This is a genomic window from Polynucleobacter sp. 39-46-10, assembly GCF_002282275.1.
In genome coordinates this window covers 1-1,882 of the sequence record NZ_NCJB01000400.1, presented here as the reverse complement: position 1 = coordinate 1,882, position 1,882 = coordinate 1, and the positions used below count along the sequence as shown (strand labels likewise).

3 protein-coding genes are annotated in these 1,882 nt (G+C 47.8%); 1 reads left to right on the top strand and 2 read right to left on the bottom strand.

The genetic code is table 11. The features are described 5' to 3' along the window. The coding region (locus B7X71_RS16115; RefSeq protein WP_293601476.1) for a hypothetical protein at positions 1-696 on the bottom strand (696 nt) is incomplete at its 3' end. Positions 697-842: 146 nt separating this feature from the next. On the opposite strand from B7X71_RS16115, the gene B7X71_RS16110 reads away from it, so the two are divergent. Then, on the top strand, positions 843-1,085 hold the full coding sequence (locus B7X71_RS16110) for a DUF3820 family protein (protein WP_114652078.1): 243 nt from the start codon (positions 843-845) through the stop codon (positions 1,083-1,085). A 2-nt stretch (positions 1,086-1,087) separates the two neighbouring features. Here B7X71_RS16110 and B7X71_RS16105 read toward each other — a convergent pair. After that, positions 1,088-1,882: DNA/RNA non-specific endonuclease (locus B7X71_RS16105; RefSeq protein ID WP_293601475.1), on the bottom strand; the 795-nt coding region annotated here is incomplete at its 5' end.

Sequence of the window (1,882 nt, the reverse complement as noted above, 5' to 3'; positions counted from 1 at the left end):
GTAATCATTATGAAAGCGCGCTTCAACACCGGCAGACCATTTCGGGGCAAATCGGTAACTAGCTCCTACAAGAAAATCGAGCATGGATTCAGGGACATTGCCATTCTCAATAAATTTCAAGCGTTCATTTGCTACGACAACGTTACCTGCCAATACCAGTCGGTCATCAATGAAGTTCGATTGCAAGAGGAGGCGAGCTTCAATTTCATCTTTGTTTCTACCCCAGGTAGGTTCTAGATACAGTCCTACTCCAACGGGCGATGTCACTGGATTAGTGAGTCGATAAATGGCTTCTAAGGAGCCACCCTCAATTCCACTTTTTCTATAGGGGGTGGCAGGATCATGGCTTGATGGCACCCCATATCCACCTGTGCAACTTGCAACATCATCACAAGCCTCGGGGTTGGTGTAATTTTGATTTGCACTGGTGTAATAAGAATTGATGTAGCCAGCAATTTGCAAATCATTAGTCAAGCCATACTCAAGTTCAGTTCGGGCAGTCCAGGCGTCGTAGGTGCCAGCAGCTTGCTGTTTATTGAGCTGTAAGCGTTGCTCAAACTCGAGCTTTCCTTTTGGTTGGAGATCGAGGGTGTAAATCCATCCAAACGCCCCTTCGCCCGCATTGGCGAATGAGAAGTGCAAGGCGGTGGCTAATAGGATGCTGAAGGCTACGAGTCTTTTGATGGTCAGTTTCATGGTGATGGTGGTTAGTGAATAAAAGTTATTGAGAATGATTCTCAATATACAGTAAATGAGAATAATTCTCAATTGAGAAAATGACCCTGTTTGGCTTGGTGTTGAGATTTGGCTGGGAACTTGCTGGGGCTTGTAAGATCAGGGCTATGGATTCAGAAGCCCTGGTGAAGCTAGTCACAATGAAGATGCCTTTTGGCAAGCATGCTGGTCGCGCGCTTGCGGACTTGCCTGGTAATTACTTGGCCTGGTTCGCTCGCGAAGGATTTCCTCAGGGCGAGCTTGGACAGCTCCTGGAGCTAATGCACACCCTGGATCACAATGGCTTGCGAGGTTTGTTGGCCCCGATTCAGAGGGCTCATGGAATTTCTGCTCGCACTCGCGAACAGTAGGCTTACTTTGAGTACACTATCGCTACGACACGATTGCGTTCGTAGCTGACATTGGGTGAATCAGGCGGACTGCTTTGCGAAAGCCTGACCTGCATTTGAGTTTGCGCCTCAATCTCTTGTGCCAGACTCTGAGCGAACTGGAGATTGCGGTCATATTGAAGCTCTATGCTGGCAACCCTTCCTGCTTTGATATTGGAGATGATTGCTGAAACCTTTTCGGGTGAGTATTGATCAAAAAAGACTGGATACCAGCCGCCCAGTACTTGTCTAGATTCAGTAACACCTTTATTAACTTGTAGAACAGGCTTACTTTCGCTGCTTTCTACAGGTAAATGAAAGTCGATGCCAGTTTTCTGAATCAGTTCGGTGTAAGAGATCGGTGGGCGCATTTGAGCTTCATTGGTATTTTCAACCCAATAAGCCCACGCCAATTTTTTATGGGGGTCATAGACCAGTTTATAAAGATGGCTTGGAATGGTGACCTTGTTTTTACCAATGCTGCCAGCATGACCAATTGAGCCGGTAAAGACGTAGACATCTCCTTGCGCACGCTTGATATACATCCTGGTAGGCTCTTCAACCCGCTTTGCCCAGATACCTTGGTTATTTTGCCTAGCCTGCGGCATCATATTTGCTAGAGAAAATGACTGCGCCATCCCTCGTTCGCGTGTCATGTCACCGGCCGGTACGTTGTGCCCACGGTCGTAGCCGCTACCGCGATAGTCGGATAGTAGGGCGCGTTCATTCAAAGGTAGTCTAGCTTCCTCATAAAACTGATTGGTTCGGCGGGGGCGAGG